Consider the following 16589-nt stretch of genomic DNA (forward strand, 5'->3'; position numbering starts at 1 on the left):
CAGGTCCGGCCGCGAAGGTCGGGCAGTTGCTGTAGCCCGCGCTAGCGGCACACAGCGGACACCGCTTGCACATCCGCGCATGAATGCGCGGACCGCCAGTGTGCGAGCTGCAAATGAATACCCCGAAATCGAAAGCAAACGACGTTTACGCGCGCGAAGTCGTGATGGCGCGCGTCGGCCATCTCATCCGGCGCAAGCAGCAGGAGGTCGAGCGCATCACGCGCATACTGCGCGCCTGCTTCGACCCCGACGCGGTGCAGGCGCCCGAGCCGGGCGAGATCCGGCGCATCATCCTGATCGGTCCCTATGCGCGGAAGAATTGGTACGAAGACGAGGATACGATCAATTTTTCCGATTACGAGTTCTGGGTCGTCGTCAATCATCCGCTGTTCAAGGAAACGGAATGCTGGACCCGCGCCCGCGATGTCATCGACCGCGAGCTTGGCAACCGCTGCGCGGTCGGCCTTGAATTCTACTCCAAGGTCGACATCCGTGTCGCCAAGGCCGAGCGCGACACCTTCATCCTCGACCGGATCGAGGCGGGCATCACCCTCTATCGCGCGTCGCGCGACGCGCCCTTGCCACGCGAGCGCAAGGGGGCGCGGTCATGACCGCGCCCGCCACCACCTTCGACGCTTTCTGCCGGGCCGAGCAGGCGATGCTGCTGCGCTATTTCCGGAGGCGCGTCGGCCGCGACGCGGCTCCCGACCTTGTGCAGGAAGCGTTCATGCGCGTGCTCCGTTCCGGCGCCTTCGACCGGATCGACTATCCGCGTCCCTATCTGCTTCGCACCGCGCGCAATCTGGTCTTCGAGCGGTCGCGCCGAAAGGCCCGCGAAGGGGCGGTCCTCTATCCGTTCGATGAGACATGCGACGCCGCCCTGCCGCCCGAGCAGATGCGGCGCATGGTCGAGCTGGATATCCGCCGCGCCTTTCGGCCAACACTGCTCGCCATGCGACCGCGGACCCGCCGCATCTTCCTGATGAGCCGGCTCCGGCAACAGACCTATCGCGAAATCGCCGACGAACTCGGTATCAGCGTCAAGTCCGTCGAAAAGCATATGACCCGCGCGCTGGTGCGATGCCGCAAGGCATTCGCTGCGCGATATGCTTGATGCAGCGGCGACATCGGTGCATGTCGCGGATCGATAGAATACTATCGATCTGCATCGCATTGGAGGCGCAAATGGAAGATACCGAAACGCTCGTCACGCTGACGGCGGATATTGTTGCCGCGCATGTGAGCAACAACAGCGTCGCCATATCGGACATAGCGCTCGTCATCCGATCGGTGCACGAAGCGCTGTCGGGACTTGGCGCCACAGCCGAGCCCGAAGTCAAACAGGAACCGGCGGTATCGATCCGGTCATCGGTGAAGCCCGATTACATCGTCTGCCTTGAGGACGGCAAGAAGCTCAAGATGCTCCGTCGTCATTTGATGACGCACTACAACATGACGCCCGATGACTATCGCGCCAAATGGAACCTGCCGAAGGACTATCCGATGACCGCGCCCAACTATACCGAGAAGCGCCGCGCGCTTGCCAAGGAAATCGGGCTCGGCACCAAGGGACGCGGCGGCAGGCCCAAGAAGGCGCCTGTGCGCCGCCCGGCCGCGAAATAATCCTCAGGCCGCTTGGTCGGCCTGGCGTTCGAGCGCATCGGCGATCATCGCCGCGAGCGATTCTTCGGCGCGGATGCGCGCAACCGGGTCTTTGGCGTCGAGATCGCGCCGCACCCATTGCGGCGCGCGTTCGACCACCCGGAGAATGGTGTCGGTCAGTTCGCGCGTCATGACGCGCCTATGGCATTGCGGTCGCCGCACGGCAATGTCTCCGCGGCGAACGCCCGCTTGCCGCGGCGTCGCCAGAGGGCGGCCGTATCGGCAGCACCATCGCTTCGCAGCGTGTCGGCCATCCAAAGGAATGCCCCGTAAAGCATAGCGCGGTCGTCGTCGGCCAGTTCGACCAGCCCGGCCTTCGCGACGAGACCGCCGAGTTCGATAAGCTGGCGCGTGCGCTCGCGGCGCTTCACTTGCCATTCGCGCATTCCGGTTCGCGCCTTCACCGCTTCAAGCCGATGCCGCATGGCCGTCAGGCGCCGTGTCATTCGCTGCACCGCGATGAGATCGCGTCGCTGTTTTCCGCGCAGTTCGCTGAAAGAAGCCCGCGCCCGCCTTGCGCCAGCCCTCCTTCGTATTGGCGTCTTTCGTCGCGGCCGCGCCGATCAATGCGCCGGCGAGCAGATCGGCATCAAGCGCATCGGCGCCGGTTGCGATGACGAGTTCGCCGAGTTGGCGAACGCGACGTTCCTTGAGGGTCTTCGCTTTGGCTTCGAGCGCCTTCAATTCCGAATCGATATCGCGGGGTTTGCGCATGTCGCATCTCCATGATGGTGTGATGCCCCCATCATAGGGACGCGCCTCACGATGCGCAGCAAGGTCGTCGGGACAGCCTGGCACAGCCTAGTCCCTCCGCGGATTTTTCCGTGTGAGGGCGCGCTTATACGTCGTGCCGACGTGGCTTTTGAAGTGTAGATGGATTGCCGCAATGGCAATCTTCCATCTCTCGGTCAAAGTCATCAGCCGCGCCGCCGGACGGAGCGCCGTCGCAGCAGCGGCCTATCGTTCGGCCGAACGGCTGTACGATGAACGGCTCGACCGGGCGCATGACTTCACCAACAAATCGGGCGTCGTGCATTCGGACGTGATGCTGCCCACGAACGCGCCGCAACAATATCGCGATCGCGAGCAGCTCTGGAATCATATCGAGGCCATCGAGAAGCGCAAGGACGCGCAGCTTGCCCGCGAGGTGGAGTTCGCGATCCCGCGCGAAATGAACCAGGCGCAGGGCATTGAACTCGCCCGCGACTTTGTGCAACGCGAGTTTGTCGATCAGGGCATGGTCGCCGACCTCAATGTGCATTGGGACATCGGCGCCGACGGACAGGCCAAACCCCACGCGCATGTGATGCTGACGATGCGCGAGATCGTCGTCGGCGAGGATGGCGAAGCCGGGTTCGGCGCCAAGGTCCGCGATTGGAATCGTACCGAATTCGTCGAGCAATGGCGCGAGCGCTGGGCCGATCATGTCAATGAGCGCCTCGCCGACCTCGACATCGACGCGCGTATCGACCACCGCAGCCTTGCGGCGCAGGGGATCGCGCTTGAACCGCAGGACAAGATCGGACCCGCCGCATCGCGCATGGGCGATCGCGGACTTGAGGCCCAACGACTTGCTGAACACCGCGAGATCGCGCAGCGCAATGGCGAGCGGATCATCACCAATCCCCGCGTGGCGCTCGACGCGATCACGCACGGGCAGGCGACGTTCACGACACGCGACCTTGCCATGTTTGCGCACCGCCACAGCGACGGGCGCGAACAATTTGATGCGGTCATCGGCGCGGTGCGATCATCGCCCGACCTGATTGCGCTCGGTCGGGACGGACGCGGCGAGGATAGGTTCACCTCGCGCAAAATGATTGAGGCCGAGCAGCGACTTGAACTCGCGGCGGAACGGCTCGCGGGGCGGTCGCGTCATGGTCTCCCGGCCGCGTCTTTGCAGAGAGCCGCTGACGCAGCCGGGAGTGTTGGCCTGGTGCTTGGTCGCGAGCAGCAGGCCGCGCTGAAGCATATAACGAGAGGGCAGGATCTTGCAATCGTCATCGGCTATGCCGGAACGGGCAAAAGCGCGATGTTGGGCCAGGCACGCGGGGCATGGGAGAACGCCGGGCTGGAGGTGCGCGGTGCCGCGCTGTCAGGCATCGCGGCCGAGGGTCTTGAGAACGGCTCGGGCATCGCCTCGCGCACGATTGCCAGCCTTGAACATGGTTGGGCGCAGGGCCGCGATCTTCTCACCACTCGCGATGTGCTTGTCATCGACGAGGCCGGCATGGTGGGCACGCGCCAGATGGAGCGCGTGTTGTCGCACGCTGCCGATGCCGGCGCCAAAGTCGTGCTGGTCGGCGATCCGCAGCAGCTGCAATCGATCGAGGCTGGCGCAGCGTTCCACGCGCTCCACGAACGGCATGGCGGTGTTGAAATCACCGAAGTGCGGCGCCAGCATGAAGGCTGGCAACGCGAGGCGACCCGCGAGCTGGCCACGGGCCACACCGGCGATGCGATCCGCGCCTATGACGAGGCGGGTATGGTGCGCGCCGCCGAGACGCGGGGAGCGGCGCGCGCTGACCTCGTAGAGAATTGGGATCGCGACCGGAAGTGCGATCCAAACGCTAGCCGCATCATCCTCACCCACACTAATGACGAGGTGCGCGCGCTCAACGAGGAAGCGCGGGAACGGATGCGCTCGTCGGGCGATCTTGGCGCCGACGTCGCGGTGAAGGTCGAGCGCGGCGACCGGGTGTTTGCACCCGGCGACCGCGTCATCTTCCTGCGCAACGAGCATAGCTTGGCCGTTAAGAACGGGACGCTCGGGACGATCGAGCAGGTCAGCGAACGCGGCATGACGGTGAACACCGGTGACGGACGGTCGGTGGCGTTCGACCTCAAGGATTATGCCCATATCGATCATGGCTATGCGGCGACCATCCACAAGGCGCAGGGCATGACGGTGGACCGCACCCATGTGCTGGCAACGCCGGGGATGGATAGTCACAGCGCCTATGTCGGGCTGAGCCGCCACCGCGACGGTGTGAGCCTCCACTACGGCCGCGACGACTTCAAGGATCAGGGCAAGCTCGTTCGCACCCTGAGCCGCGAGCGCGCCAAGGACATGGCGGCGGACTATGCCAAGGCGGACCCCGCGCGGGCATTTGCCGAGCGGCGCGGGATAGTAATGCGCGAGCGAATCGTTGAAGCCGCGAAAAAGCTTCCCGAGACCCTGTCTCGGGCGGGCCTCGGGATTGCAAAGCAAGTCCCCGAGAAGGCTCGCAGCATCTTTGCGGGATTTAAGCCGGTCGTGAGGCGCGCCAGCGTTGAACCCCGCGATACCTCGCGAACGACCGACCAGCGCCGTGCGGTCGAACGCTATGCCCGCGCGCAGGCCGACATCAACCGGATGCGCGAGAAGGAGCTGCCGGTACTGCGGCACCAGCACGATGCGCTCGCACGCGCTGGCGATGCGCTCGGCGCAATCGGACCCCACGCGCGGCGCGATCTGGCGTCGGCGTTCGAGCGCCAGCCCGAGCTGGTTGCGCAAGCCGCCCAAGGCAACAGTCAGGCCGCGATCCGCGCCATGCAGCTCGAAGCCGAAGTCCGCACCGATCCGGCGCGCCGCGCCGATCGCTTCGTCGAGGGCTGGCAGAAGCTCCAGCAGCAGCGCGAGCGTTCGCTCACCAAAGGCCAGCAACGCACCGCCAGCCGTCTTTCGGGCGAGATGGGCGCGATGGCGCAAAGCCTTGAGCGCGACGCGCAGGTCGAATCGATTCTCAGCGCCCGCAAGGCGGCGCTCGGCATCGACGCGCGAGCGGTTCGCCCCATCGGACAGGAACTCGCCGACATCGCCGGGCTCGGTCACGTGCGGTCGCGCGGCATCGGTATTGGTATGTAGGAGAAGACACATGCGTGAACAGGAAATGGAGTATCAGGATCCCGCAACCACGGCGTTCGCCCGGCTCGAAGGCGAAGTCGCGCTCATGCGCCGCGCGGTGGAGCAACTCGCGGCAGAGAGGGCCGATATCCACATCCCGGACTACACTGATACGCTTGGCGAACTATCGAAACATCTCGGTGCCGCGGAGCGAACGCTGAGAACCATCGTTGCCAAGCCTGCGATGGAGCTGACCCCGGAAGAAATGGCGCGTCAGATTGACCGGGCGGCCCGGCAGGCGCGTGACGCCACGGCAAGCGAAATGCAGCGGGCGCAGGTGCGGTTCGACAATGCCGCATATGAACTGCGCGGTACGATATCGACGCTGCGGGCAGCGCATGAGCAGCGCCTTCACCTCATTTGGGCAGTGGGCGGCGGCATTGTCGCCGGGTGCCTGCTCTGGTCGATCCTGCCGGGCGCTTTTGCCAGGGCGCTGCCGGATCGGTGGCAGCTGCCCGAGAGAATGGCGGCGCATATCGTCGGTGCGCCGACGATATGGGAAGGCGGCGTGCGGCTTATGCAGGCTGGCAGTCCGGAAGCTTATCGGGCAATTTCCGCCGCGGCGGTGATGCGCCACGACAATAAGGACAAGATTGCCGCCTGCGAAAAGAGTGCAGAGAGGTCCAAAAAGTCGGTGCGCTGCACTATACAGATTAAGGAAAATTCGTATGAAACAGGAATCTGAATAGGTTGTATCGCGTAATAAAGCTGGAGGTCGGGCCGCGCTTTCTATCACATTCAAGGCCGAAATTTACGCCCCACTTGGGCGGCAGGCGTTCTGGACTAGGGTCACGGACGAGGCCAATTGACCTACTGCGCGTTATCCTCCCATAATCAGCGCAGGCAGTCCGAGATTTTCGAGTTCATGACGTGCCGCAGCACTTCAAGATCGTTCAAAACGGCATTGGGATCCCGTTCTCGAGCCGTCCGCAACGCCTGCTTGAGCCAAGGACTCATCGCGGGGTGAGCAAGAATCCATGCTATCTGTTCGTCTGATTTCAGCGGATATTTCTTGGAAGGCTCTGGAATCATGATTTTTTTGCTCCGTTACTAAGCGCGTTAAGGATTGCATTGGCCGCAGCTGCCAGGGTCAGCGCTGACAGCTGCCATTGGTCGCTCGACACGGTGGTCGCATAGGACGCAGGACATCACTTCCGCTCGGATGGCGTCTGTCGGGCCGTGGCACCAAGAACACGGTAGCCCGGTTAGCCGCCTCGTGACCGCGAACCCAGGTGCAGCGCATACCGGGCACGAACTGCGATAACGCCGCACCAAGTCCAGGGTCGCGCGTTTGATCCCGCGCATTCGCGTCGGATTGCGGTGGGCCCGCATGTCGGTTTCGATAAAGGCGGTGCCGCATATACTGACTACGCGTTCGACAGCGTCGGTTAGATCGTTCGCATCCGCGATATCTTTGAGCAGAACTCGTTCAGGTGCCGGCTGTCCGTCCCGGCAACCAATAACAAGAAGACCGTGTTTCGGGAATTGGAGCCGCGACGCAAATTCCAGCGCCGATTCCACGTTCGAGACCACCGCATGGCTAAAGTTGGTTTCCAAGCAAGCATGGTATCCGATAACTTCTATACCTCGGGTCCGATCAGCGAGCATGACGATCTCACGCGCCAGCGGCACAAAGGGTATATAGGGGTGCGGACCGAAACTGCCCTCGCTCGCAATGGCGACGGTCGCCTCGGGTGTGGCGGCGAATGCCGCCGAGATTTTGGCGCGCGCCGCGTCGATCTGCGTGCCAGTCCGCTCCACGTCACGGCTAAATGTGCCGAACCAGTCGGTATCGATATCGCGGCTCACCGCTACGTGCAGGCCGAGCGCGCGCTTTAGCAGCGGATGGATAACCCGCTCCTTGCCGTGCATCGTTGCCAGCACCGCCAGTTCGTCATCGTAGGGTCGGACAGCGGGGCGCATTGCTAGAAATACCCCTCACGCTTCTTTTGTTCGAGCGACCCTCCCTCGTCGCCGTCGCTGATTCGCCCCTGCCGCTCAGACGCCGACGCGGCCAACGTCTCCTGCACGACGGAGCGAAGATCCGTCGCCTCGGATTCAACCGCCGCGGTCACCGGCCAGCAACCAAGCGTTCGAAAACGCACGGTTTTGATTTCGGCAGTTTCGCCCGCGCGAAGTGGCATTCGGGCGGCGTCGTCTATAGCAATCAGCCCTCCGTCGCGCAGGACGACGCGCCTTTCTGCTGCGAAGTAGAGCGGCGCCAGCGAAATATCATTCGCCAGCGCATAAATCCAAATATCGGCTTCGGTCCAATTCGATAGCGGGAACACGCGTGCCGACTGATTGCTTACCAGCCGAGTATTGTAGAGATTCCAAAGCTCAGGACGTTGCTGGCGAGGCTCCCAAATATGCCCCTTGGCGCGGACCGAAAAAAAGCGCTCCTTCGCCCGCGACTTTTCTTCATCGCGGCGCGCTCCGCCGAAGACGATGTCAAAGCCGCCCAGGTCGAGAGCAGCTTTGAGCGGCTCAGTGCGCATTTCCAGCGTATAGCGGTCACCATGATCAAACGGGTTCAGGCCAGCGGCGCGCCCTTCCTCGTTAACGTGGACGATCAGTTTGAATCCGTGTTCGCGGGCAAAGGCGTCACGGAAGCGGAGCAGCGATCGGAATTCCCAAGTCGAATCAATATGCAACAACGGAAACGGCGGGCGGCCTGGAAAGAAGGCGCGCAGCGCCAGATGCGCCAGCACGGTCGAATCCTTGCCCGCCGAGAATAGCATCACCGGCTTGCGGGCTTCGGCAACCGCCTCGCGCAGGATGTAGATCGCCTCGGATTCTAGCCGTGACAGATGCGAGAGTGTTGCCGTCATTCGACCGCCGCCCAGGCCAGTCCCCCAGCATAGCGTCGGATCGTGCGGCCGTCCTCATCGATCCGGAACAGATGCACCCAGCCATTGTCTACGAGCTCGAGCACGCTCGCATGAGCGGCTATCGTCTGGCTGAGCACCTCCTCGGGCGCTTCGATGAAGACGTTTAGCCGTAGCGGCTCGTGGACGAAGCGCTCGCCGTCATGCACCGACTGCCAGGGCAGCCCGACCTTGAGGTCGCCGGAATTACCCTCCAGCACCCCCAATTGCCCGACCACATTGTGAAGCACCTTATTGCCGCTGCCGAAGGCGCGGTTGTTCACGGTGGAGCCGTAATATTGCAGGTTGATCCAGCTTGCGACGACCATCGGCGCGGTCATGATCAATTCGAGGACGCCGAACCCATCATCCTTGCGCCAGTCATAGTCGTGGAGGAAAGCGCGGCCCCCGAGATCGAGCCCGCGCGTCCGCGCACGCGGCGCGGCGATGAAGGCGGCGTTGCCAGCGAGCCCCCATTCAGGACGGACCTGCGCCCAGTCACGGCTGCGCGCCTTCACCGCGCGATCAACGTCCGTCGTCTTGTCGATCCCGAGTCCCAGCGCGCGTTCGGCGCGCGCCATCGAAGAAGCGGTGGCCAGTGCCGTGCTCAGCGCCGACAAATCGGCCGCGTGGGTTGCAGGGAGGTCATCAGCGTCGAAGATGCGAACCTCGTCGGTCGTGGTGTCGTGCAGGCAGCCCAGGAACCAGGTGTCCTCGGGGATATCGATCCCCTTGCGGGCGAGGCCGGTGCGCACGCCAGGGTCGTTGAGGATAGCCGCCGCGACGCGGGCGTTCGCCTCGCCGGTGTGGCCGCCGCACGCGCCGCAATCGAGGCCCGAGGCATGGGGATTGTTGACCGTCGTGCTGCCGTGCCCAGCGAGCAGCACCAGCCGTGCGAAGTCTTGCGTCATCGACATCGCGCGCAAGACAGCCTCGGCCATCGCGACGCGCTGCGCGTCGTCGAAGCCGGTCAGCCGGCCACCCACCGGACGCAATTCCAGACTTGGACCGATCCTACCGATGACGTTCTCGTCGAGACCATCGGTGTTGGGATCGCTGACCGTCCGCGTGAGGCGCGCGCTGTCGCCGACGAGTTTGCCGGCGAACAGCAACCCCGCCGTCTCGACATAGGTGAACGACGACACCGCCGAGAGCTTGAACGCCTTCCACGCCTTGGCCACCCGGCGACGCATCAGACGGCGCCTGAGGATATTGGTCTCCTCGGGCTCAGAAGCGCCGGTGACCGCCTCGCAGACGACGAAGGCAGGTTTGAGCAGCACCGGGCACTGCGCGCCGCCGGTGTCGCGGCCGATCGGTACATATTCGATCGGGAAGCCGAAGAAGCCAGCGAAGCCGATAGTCTCGGCATCGGGACAGACGGTTTCGAACGCCCGCCGGTAGACTTCGGAGCGCACGTCGATGCAGAACGCCGCCTGGAAAGGCTTGCGCGCGCCCTTTGCAGGCGCGGGAGATGCGAGGTGCTGCCCCAGCCGCGCGAGCAATTGGCGCTGGTAGGCGGCCTCATAGGCCTCGTGGAGCATCAGATCGACGGCCAGCTCGGGATCGTTGCCAAGGCGCTCGTCTTCCGGCAGCGCCGCGGCCTCAGCCATCGCATTCGACCACGCCGTCCTGAAGTCAGGGTCCGCGCGTTCGAGGAACAGCGCATAGCCCCACACCACCCGGATCGCGAGCAGCTGCACCAGGGTGTCGTCGTCACGCCCGTAAAGCGCGTTGTCCCAGACACGGTAGCGCGCATAGGCGGCCCAGCCGCCGATATCGACCAGCGCGCGGTGCAGATAATCCTCGACCGCGCGATCGGGGATACCGAGCGCGCCGACGACCGCGGCGATCGCCTCGAGCGGATCGTCGGCCAGGGCAGCGACGGCTTCGCGGAAGCCCTTGATCCCCATCGTCTCGGGGTTGCGGTCAAATCGCATCGCCGCGCGCCAGGCGGCGTAAGGAGGCAACGCCCGCGACGGCAGCTTCCAGGCTGCCTGGCCTTCGTCGAAATAGGCCGCGCACCATTTCGAGATCTCGTCGATCATGAACGCCGTGCGCGAGGCCTGACGGTCGCCAGCCGCCAACGCATCGAGAACTTCGGCGACGGTCGCGACGACCGCCTTCGGCCTCTTCGTCACCGGATCTCGCGCAGCTGACCGGCACAGCGCAGCGGCATCGCTCGCCAGCGTCGCATGACCGGACGTGCCGGCGATCGCCACCTCCAGATCGCGATCTTCGATCCGTCCGGCCGCCAGCGCTTCACGGTAGAATGTGCGCGGCATCAGCATGTCGACGCCGGCGACACGGCGCAGCGTCGCGCATGTCGCCGCGAAGCTCTGGTCGCTGAAACCGAGGAATGGATTGACCGCTACGAAGTGCTTGAGCGGCCAAAGCGGCGCGATCTTGTTGCACGCTCGGTCGATGGCGGCGTCAATCGCCGACCGTTGCAGGGAGCTGGATGGCTCGACATCCTGTGACGGGCTCAGCGGATCGATCGCGACGGCTACGGCATGGCTCATGAAGGAACTCCGCTGACAGGGGTCGAGGGAACGATCGCATTGGGCGGCGGCGGGCTGGGCCAGAACCGCAGCACCAGCCGGTTGGCGACCGTGTTGACGTAGAGCCCGTTGGCGAGGTGGACGTAGATGGCCTGCCAGCGCGGCGCGTCCGCCTTGCCAGGCAAGACGCTCTGAAAGACTGTCACCGCCGCAAAGGCGAGCACGACCAGGGCGACGATGACGAGATCGAGCGGGCCGCGCAGTGCCTGCACCGGGGGCAGCGACCCGGCGAGCAAATGCTCCACCGCCCATTGCAGCCCGAAATAGGCGAGCGACACCGCGACTGCGAGCGCCACAGTGCGGGCGACCACATAGAGGCTCGGCCGCTCATCGAAGGCCTGGGTGATGAGGTGCGAGAGACCGAGCATCACGACCGCGCCGAGCGCGAACACCCCCGGTTGCGCGGTAATGGTAGCGCCGAACAGCGTCCCCACGACCAGCGCCGCCGCCAGCACCAGACCAACGATCATCGCCATGCGCGCTGGGTGCGGCTGGCCGCCGGGGCTCGGCGACCAAGACGCCCGCGCGAGGTCGATGACGCTGCCCGACGCGAGGAAGGCGTGCGCCTTGTAGAGTGAGTGGGCAACGATGTGCAGCAGCGCGGCGGCGAAAGCCCCGAGGCCACATTGCAGCATCATGAAGCCCATCTGGGCGATCGTAGAATAGGCAAGCGAAACCTTGACGCTGGTCTGGGTCAACATGACGACCGAGCCGAACAGCGCGGTCACGCCGCCGACGATGACGAGCACTTCCATCGATGGCGCCGAGAGCGAGATGACGTCGGCTAAGCGCAGCACTAGAAAGCCGCCGGCGTTGATGACGCCAGCATGGAGCAGCGCTGACACCGGCGTCGGTGTCTCCATCACCTCCGTGAGCCAGCCATGCAACGGGAACTGGGCGGACTTGAGCAGCGCTGCCACGACCAGGAGTAGCGCGACCGCGTGGATCACGGCTGGAATATCACCGCCGAGGCGCATCGCTTCGGCGCCGGCGAAGAGGACCGCATAGTCGAGGCTGCCGAAGGCTTGATGGAGCAGCACCATCGCCGCGATCAGACAGAGATCGCCGAGGCGGCTGACGAGGAATTTCTTCCGCGCCGCGAGCACCGCCGACTGTCGCTCGGGATAAAACAGCAGCAGCTTGTTGAGCCCGAGGCTGGTCGCGATCCAGGCCAGCGCGAATTGGAACAGATTGCCCGATACAATCAGCAGCAGCACCGCCGCGAGCGTCAGGCACAGCCACTTGGTAAAACGGGCCTGCCCACGGTCACCGTCGAGATAGTTGCGGCTATAAAGGACGACGATCAAGCCGACGAAGGCGACCAGCGCGAACATGATCGCGGCCAGGGTATCGACATAGAATCCAACGCCGACACCTGCGACGCCGATCGTGCCAGTCGCCAAGGTGCCCTTGACCGCGATGCCAATGCCCGTGGCCACAGCGAGCGCCAGCGCGAAGCCTGCGATCAACGCGGCACCCCCTCCGACGCGGCCCTGACCCGGCTGGACGCGGCCGGCCGCCAATCCGGCGATTGCGAGCGCGAGCGGTCCGAGAGCGAGGCACCAGGTTATGTTCGGCATCATGGTCGTCTCCAGCGCGAAGCGACCTATTCATTAACGGTGGGAACGGGTTCTAGATAATACAAAGATTGCGCAACATCGTTCGTTTTTGTAAACGCAATTAATGCCAACTCTCAACTATCACCATCTGCGCTATTTCTGGGCCATCGCCCATGAGGGGAGCCTCACGCGCGCCGCCGAACGGCTTAATCTGTCGCAATCGGCGCTCTCGGTGCAGCTCGGCAAGCTCGAACTGCAGCTCGGCCATCCGCTGTTCGACCGAGCCGGCAAGCGGCTTGTCCTTACCGAGGCCGGACGCATCGCCCTCGATTATGCAGATACCGTCTTCCAGGCCGGAGACGAGCTTGTAAGCACGATGAAGGGGCGCCCAGTGGATCGGCGGCAGGCATTTCGGGTTGGCGCGTTGACCACGCTCTCCCGCAACTTCCAGCTGGAGTTCCTGAGCCCACTGATTGGCAGAGCTGACGTTGAACTCATCATCCGTTCAGGCAACATGCGCGATCTCCTCGCCCAGTTGGAGGCGCATACGGTCGATGTCGTGCTCGCGAACAGCGCCCCACAGCTTGATGCCCGGTCTGATCTTCGCAGCCATTTACTGGCTCAGCAACCGGTTGCGATTGTTAGGCGGCCGAGTGCCCAATCCTTTACATTTCGCTTTCCTGAAGACCTACAATCCCAACCGATCTTACTCCCAAGCTTGGATAGCGAGATCCGGGTTGGGTTCGATCGAATCGTCGAACTCGCTGGCGTGCGCCCGCTCATCATTGCCGAGGTGGACGATATGGCTATGTTACGGCTTCTCGCCCGCGACGGCGAAGGGCTAGCATTGGTGCCACCGATAGTGGTGCGGGACGAGCTGGCGGCAGGTCTTCTCGTAGAGGTCTGTCCCATTCCGAACCTAAGCGAAACTTTCTACGCGATAACGCAGAAACGCCGCTTCCCGAATCCCCTACTCGCGGACCTGCTCGCGTGCGCAGCTAAAGACAAGTGATCACGCCGGTCTTGTCGAACTCGACGTGAGTCGCCAGCGATATCTGGAAATAGATCGCCGATCAGGGCTTGCGCAAAATGCTGGACTACCATCTCTCTTTCGCCGAATTGACGAAGGTACTCGTCCGTCGGCGAGGGATCCGCTTGCACGGAACCCGATCGATGATCAGTTTCAACGCTGCCTTAGCATATGAAGAAGTGTTCGATGTCGACACTACGCCAACTTGAATATCTCGTCGCGATCGCGGATCTGCGCAACTTCGGCCGCGCGGCGCAGGCTTGCAATGTTTCGCAACCCACCCTCAGTCAGCAGTTGCGTTCGCTTGAGGATAGTCTTGGCGTAATCCTAATCGAGCGGAACACAACGGGTGCCGATCTGACTCCGATTGGCCGCGATATCACCGCGCGAGCACGACGGCTCTTGGTCGAAGCGCAGGACATTCGTGATGTTGCTCGGCGCGCAGGCGACCGCTTAGCTGGAACCCTAAGACTTGGTGTTACACCAACTTTGGGGCCTTATTTGATGCCGCCGATCGTGGCGGCACTTCACCGTGAGCAACCAGATCTGCGACTGCATATCAAAGAAGGGATTCCCGACGACCAAGCGCTTGCGCTGTCACGCGGGGCTCTCGACATGCTGCTGGGGCCGTTGCCGATCGCGGGCAGCGATCTTAATGTTCAGCCTCTATTTCGCGAGCGATTGTTCGTTGTTGCTGCCTCCGACCATCCGCTTACGAAACTCCAAAACCTGCGCTGCGAACATCTTCAAGGGGCGCACGTACTTAGCCTCGACAGACGTCATCATCTTCATCGTGAGGTCGCCACGATCTGCACCGCGTTCGGTATGGAGCTGCTGCGCGATTATGAAGGCACCAGCTTAGACAGTATCCATCAAATGTCTGCCTCAGGGATAGGCTTAGCGATCCTCCCGGAACTATACATCCGCTCTGATGTCGCGGGCCGGACTGGGGTCGCCGTCCTCCAACCAGAGGGGTGGCACTTCACGCGCAGCATTGCAGCAGCGTGGCGCTCGGGCGCAGCTTATGGCGACGCTTATCGAATGATCGCCGAACGTATCGGAACCGAAGCAAGCGCATTGACCGGTGCGAACGGGGGACTGTTTCGCGAGTAATAGATTTTTTCTATTGCTTTGCCCGCATAATCGAATTAGCCATCTATCAGCAAATAATCTATCGATTGTTGTGCGGCCCGGGCCCCTCTGGCGACTGCCGTTTAGGCAGCTGCGATGTCGGACCGCATCGGATTGGTGATCGGCTCCTGACGCCCGTCAAGTAGCACCGCACTTTTCCGGTCGACCAAACATCGAGTGGAGAGAGACTATGAATTCAATTACATATCGAATGGCGCTCGCGCATAGCAAGCTTGACGCGGAGATAAGCCGCGAACAGAAGCGCCGCATACCGGATAGTTGGCGCTTGCTGCGGCTCAAAAAGCTGCGGCTCGCGATCAAGGATCGCATGCACAGGCTGATCGGGTCGCGCCTACAAGGGACGGCTTAAGCCATGCGCAGCGCCGATGCGGTAGCCGCCATGCCGTGCCCGAATTGCAGGACGGGACTGACCTTGTCCGACCGTTCGGGCGTAGAAATCGATTATTGCCCGACTTGTCGCGGCGTTTGGCTCGATCGCGGTGAGCTCGACAAAATCATCGAACGCAGCGCCCGTGACGCGACGTCAGCATCCCGCCAAGACGATCAGCCGCGTCAAGACTATCGGTCGGATGGCTATCGCGGCGACGATGATCGCCACTACCGGCCGGGCAAGCGCAAAAAGTCCTTTTTGTCGGACCTGTTCGATTGATCCTTCCCGCCGCCGACTGCCGTCGGCGGCGGGTTTCTTGCGCAATAATTCCGGGTCCCTCTGGCGACCTCGACCTGGGTTGCGATGTCGGACAATCACCAACCGCCTGACGCTAGGCTGACCCGGATCGGATCGAACCCATGGAATTTCTTGAATATATCTGGCTCGGTAAGCCGCTTTGGATGTGGCTCGCCTTCCTTGCCATCGTCGTTACCCTGTTGGCGCTCGACCTCGGGGTCTTGCACAAGCAGCAGCGCGAGATCGGGGTGAGCGAGAGCCTGGTGCTGTCAGCGGTCTATATTGGCCTTGGTCTGCTCTTCGGCGCATGGGTCTGGTGGTATATGGGCGAAACCGCCGGGCTTCAGTATGTCACCGGCTTTGTCATCGAGAAAAGTCTTGCGATGGACAATGTCTTCGTGATCGCGATGATCTTCACCTATTTCGCAATTCCGAGGCAATATCAGCACCGCGTGCTATTCTGGGGGATCCTCGGCGTGATCGTTCTGCGCGCGATCATGATTGGCGTTGGCTCAACGTTGGTCGAACAGTTCAGCTGGGTTCTCTATGTGTTTGCGGCATTCCTGATCCTGACCGGCGTCAAGATGTGGATGACCGCGGGCAAGGACTATGATGTTGGCTCAAGCGGGGCACTTCGCTTCATTCAGAAGCATCTCCCCGTGACCGAAAAGCTGCACGGCGAGCGCTTTTTTGTACGCCAGCCCGACGGGGTGACTGGCAAGCCGAAGCTTTGGGTGACGCCTCTGTTTCTTGCCCTCGCGATGGTGGAAATCGTCGACGTCGTATTCGCGGTCGACAGCGTACCCGCGATCTTCGCGATCACCACCGATCCGTTCATTGTTTACACCTCGAATATCTTTGCGATCCTCGGGCTGCGAGCCCTTTATTTCGCGCTCGCGGCAATGGTGCACCGGTTCCACTATCTCAAATATGCGCTGGCAATGCTGCTCGTGTTCATTGGATCAAAGATATTCGTGGCCGATGCACTTGGCCTTGCTAAAATCCCGCCGGTTGCGTCGCTGTCTATCACATTTGTTATCTTGGCGGCTGGAGTCGGTTGGTCACTATGGAGGACTCGCGCGGCGCCGCCTCCCTTTGGGTAGACGCCAGAATAAACGTCGATTGCGCAAATCCAGAGCACGGTCGGCAGGCTAACGCAGCCGACCAAGTACGTAGGCGTAGACCGAATGGGCCTATTGCATGACCAA

The 16589-nt window shown here is 62.7% G+C and carries 18 protein-coding genes; 10 read left to right on the forward strand and 8 right to left on the reverse strand.

All coding sequences use genetic code 11. The annotated features are described in order from the left end of the window. The first annotated feature begins 113 nt into the window (after positions 1-113). The 3 genes from FG95_RS08315 (at position 114) to FG95_RS08325 (ending at position 1623) form a co-directional block, all read left to right on the forward strand. The gene (locus FG95_RS08315; protein WP_229667090.1) at positions 114-611 is read left to right on the forward strand and encodes a hypothetical protein; all 498 of its coding nucleotides are present in this window, start codon (positions 114-116) and stop codon (positions 609-611) included. Continuing rightward, the gene (locus tag FG95_RS08320) at positions 608-1114 is read left to right on the forward strand and encodes an RNA polymerase sigma factor (protein WP_052182207.1); all 507 of its coding nucleotides are present in this window, start codon (positions 608-610) and stop codon (positions 1112-1114) included. Before FG95_RS08315 ends, FG95_RS08320 begins: the two co-directional genes overlap by 4 nt. Before the next feature lie 71 nt (positions 1115-1185). Then, positions 1186-1623 carry a MucR family transcriptional regulator gene (locus FG95_RS08325; protein WP_088441750.1) on the forward strand — a complete coding sequence of 146 codons (438 nt, stop codon included), beginning with the start codon at positions 1186-1188 and terminating at the stop codon, positions 1621-1623. 3 nt (positions 1624-1626) lie between these two features. Here the strand turns inward: FG95_RS08325 and FG95_RS20915 are convergent, their stop codons facing one another. The 3 genes from FG95_RS20915 to traD are packed head-to-tail and all read right to left on the reverse strand — an operon-like array spanning position 1627 to position 2376. Next, the gene (locus tag FG95_RS20915) at positions 1627-1794 is read right to left on the reverse strand and encodes a DUF6771 family protein (RefSeq protein ID WP_169714565.1); all 168 of its coding nucleotides are present in this window, start codon (positions 1792-1794) and stop codon (positions 1627-1629) included. Beyond that, positions 1791-2108, reverse strand: a complete 318-nt coding sequence (locus FG95_RS08330; protein WP_327195728.1) for a conjugal transfer protein TraD — start codon at positions 2106-2108, stop codon at positions 1791-1793. Before FG95_RS08330 ends, FG95_RS20915 begins: the two co-directional genes overlap by 4 nt. Then, positions 2071-2376 carry a conjugal transfer protein TraD gene (gene traD / locus FG95_RS08335; protein ID WP_037555239.1) on the reverse strand — a complete coding sequence of 102 codons (306 nt, stop codon included), beginning with the start codon at positions 2374-2376 and terminating at the stop codon, positions 2071-2073. Before traD ends, FG95_RS08330 begins: the two co-directional genes overlap by 38 nt. Before the next feature lie 172 nt (positions 2377-2548). On the opposite strand from traD, the gene traA reads away from it, so the two are divergent. Then, on the forward strand, positions 2549-5509 hold the full coding sequence (gene traA / locus FG95_RS08340; protein WP_037555240.1) for a Ti-type conjugative transfer relaxase TraA: 2961 nt from the start codon (positions 2549-2551) through the stop codon (positions 5507-5509). A gap of 10 nt (positions 5510-5519) precedes the next feature. Continuing rightward, the gene (locus FG95_RS08345) at positions 5520-6233 is read left to right on the forward strand and encodes a DUF6118 family protein (protein ID WP_052182209.1); all 714 of its coding nucleotides are present in this window, start codon (positions 5520-5522) and stop codon (positions 6231-6233) included. Between the two features lie 149 nt (positions 6234-6382). On the opposite strand, the gene FG95_RS20490 is transcribed toward FG95_RS08345, so the two are convergent. The 5 genes from FG95_RS20490 to FG95_RS08365 are packed head-to-tail and all read right to left on the reverse strand — an operon-like array spanning position 6383 to position 12556. Then, the gene (locus FG95_RS20490) at positions 6383-6580 is read right to left on the reverse strand and encodes a hypothetical protein (RefSeq protein ID WP_144035767.1); all 198 of its coding nucleotides are present in this window, start codon (positions 6578-6580) and stop codon (positions 6383-6385) included. Positions 6581-6607: 27 nt separating this feature from the next. Further along, complete coding sequence (locus tag FG95_RS08350; protein WP_037555242.1) at positions 6608-7471, reverse strand: DUF6671 family protein; 864 nt, start codon at positions 7469-7471, stop codon at positions 6608-6610. Positions 7472-7473: 2 nt separating this feature from the next. Continuing rightward, on the reverse strand, positions 7474-8379 hold the full coding sequence (gene cysD / locus FG95_RS08355; protein ID WP_037555243.1) for a sulfate adenylyltransferase subunit CysD: 906 nt from the start codon (positions 8377-8379) through the stop codon (positions 7474-7476). Then, positions 8376-10934 carry a YbcC family protein gene (locus FG95_RS08360; RefSeq protein WP_037555245.1) on the reverse strand — a complete coding sequence of 853 codons (2559 nt, stop codon included), beginning with the start codon at positions 10932-10934 and terminating at the stop codon, positions 8376-8378. Before FG95_RS08360 ends, cysD begins: the two co-directional genes overlap by 4 nt. Continuing rightward, on the reverse strand, positions 10931-12556 hold the full coding sequence (locus tag FG95_RS08365) for an NADH-quinone oxidoreductase subunit L (protein WP_037555247.1): 1626 nt from the start codon (positions 12554-12556) through the stop codon (positions 10931-10933). The genes FG95_RS08360 and FG95_RS08365 overlap by 4 nt, the downstream gene beginning before the upstream one ends. A 100-nt stretch (positions 12557-12656) precedes the next feature. On the opposite strand from FG95_RS08365, the gene FG95_RS08370 reads away from it, so the two are divergent. From FG95_RS08370 to FG95_RS08390, 5 genes are all read left to right on the forward strand, one after another. Continuing rightward, on the forward strand, positions 12657-13544 hold the full coding sequence (locus tag FG95_RS08370) for a LysR family transcriptional regulator (protein WP_037555249.1): 888 nt from the start codon (positions 12657-12659) through the stop codon (positions 13542-13544). 204 nt (positions 13545-13748) lie between these two features. Continuing rightward, positions 13749-14675 carry a hydrogen peroxide-inducible genes activator gene (locus FG95_RS08375; RefSeq protein ID WP_037555250.1) on the forward strand — a complete coding sequence of 309 codons (927 nt, stop codon included), beginning with the start codon at positions 13749-13751 and terminating at the stop codon, positions 14673-14675. Positions 14676-14904: 229 nt separating this feature from the next. Further along, positions 14905-15063 (forward strand): DUF465 domain-containing protein, encoded by a 159-nt coding sequence (locus tag FG95_RS08380; protein ID WP_308423591.1) that lies wholly within the window; start codon positions 14905-14907, stop codon positions 15061-15063. A gap of 3 nt (positions 15064-15066) precedes the next feature. Next, a complete protein-coding gene (locus tag FG95_RS08385; protein WP_037555253.1) occupies positions 15067-15363 on the forward strand; it encodes a TFIIB-type zinc ribbon-containing protein in 297 nt (98 codons plus the stop codon). Between the two features lie 140 nt (positions 15364-15503). Next, positions 15504-16484 carry a TerC family protein gene (locus FG95_RS08390; RefSeq protein ID WP_037555255.1) on the forward strand — a complete coding sequence of 327 codons (981 nt, stop codon included), beginning with the start codon at positions 15504-15506 and terminating at the stop codon, positions 16482-16484. Positions 16485-16589 lie beyond the last annotated feature (105 nt).

The sequence above is a fragment of the Sphingopyxis sp. LC363 genome (genome assembly GCF_000756385.1).
Taxonomy (GTDB): domain Bacteria; phylum Pseudomonadota; class Alphaproteobacteria; order Sphingomonadales; family Sphingomonadaceae; genus Sphingopyxis.